This is a genomic window from Paenibacillus hemerocallicola, assembly GCF_006265175.1.
GTDB classification, from domain to species: Bacteria; Bacillota; Bacilli; order Paenibacillales; family NBRC-103111; genus Paenibacillus_AB; species Paenibacillus_AB hemerocallicola.
The window spans coordinates 1-627 of the sequence record NZ_VDCQ01000165.1 but is presented as its reverse complement, the minus strand read 5'-3'; the positions used below and the strand labels follow the sequence as shown (position 1 = coordinate 627).

The following is a 627-nucleotide window of genomic DNA, read 5'->3' as shown; positions in this document are numbered from 1 at the left end:
GGCATTTCAGCCCGACCCCGTGCTATTCCGTCATTTCATCGACGATGTGCGCGGCCTGGCGGGCAGCCTGTACGGGCGCCGCATGTACGAGACCATGCGGTATTGGGACGGAGACCATTTTGAATGGGATGCTCCGGAACGGGAATACGCAGCGGCGTGGCAAAGCAAACCGAAGTGGGTGGTGTCGAGGACGTTAAAGTCCGTCGGCCCGAACGCTTCTCTGATCGAGGGCGACCTCGCAGCGGCCATACGTGGGCTGAAGGCTCAGCATGAAGGGGAGATTGAAGTTGCCGGGCCGGAGTTGGCGCACAGTCTAACGGAGCTCGGTCTCGTTGATGAGTATCGACTCTATCTCCATCCAGTCGTGCTGGGTCACGGCAAGCCGTTCTTCGCCGGTCCGCGGCCGCCGCTGCGCCTCGTGGCAAGCGATCGAATTGGCGAGCAGGTGATCAGGTTGACCTACGTTCCAGCTTAGTTGTGCGGTTGGCCCAGCGGCCTAAAGGGCACGTTACTTAATAGGGATTCTCCGGCTGTAGCGGCAGTCAGAGGATCCCTTATTCTTTGAAATTTGTTCAGTTATGCGAAATGACATAGAAAACTTATTAAACCCTTAGCTGCCTTATTATT

At 56.8% G+C, this 627-nt stretch carries 1 protein-coding gene; it reads left to right on the top strand.

Features of this window, described 5'->3' with window-relative positions:
• Positions 1 to 475 (top strand): dihydrofolate reductase family protein (locus FE784_RS40585; protein WP_139607986.1); only part of this gene is annotated, 475 nt, incomplete at its 5' end.
• Between the last annotated feature and the right edge of the window lie 152 nt (positions 476 to 627).